General features: G+C 57.8%; 1 pseudogene. It reads left to right on the forward strand.

The window, feature by feature from the left end:
- A pseudogene (locus tag P0G09_RS17400) lies at positions 1–313 on the forward strand (DNA primase); the annotation flags it as partial.

The following is a 313-nucleotide window of genomic DNA, read 5'->3' on the forward strand; positions in this document are numbered from 1 at the left end:
GATATGAACGCCCTGCCCAAGACGAATTATATCAAGACCATCGTGACCGCCGAGGCCAAGCTGGACTTGGAGCGCAAGTGAGTCCAGAGCTACCAGCGGGACATCTACTCCCGGTTCCTCTGCTTCGGCAACGGTGCGTAGACCTCGCTGTACGACCATTCGGATGGCTTCTTCCGCCGCCAACTCATCCTGACCACCAAGGACAAGCCTGCTGACCGCACGGACAATCCCTTTCTTGTGGAGAAGATGTGCGCCGAGTTGGAAGGCATCCTGCTATGGTGTCTGGAAGGGCTGCACCGGCTGGTGCAGAACA

The organism is Faecalibacterium sp. DFI.5.82, assembly GCF_029076575.1.
Lineage (GTDB): Bacteria > Bacillota > Clostridia > Oscillospirales > Ruminococcaceae > Faecalibacterium > Faecalibacterium duncaniae.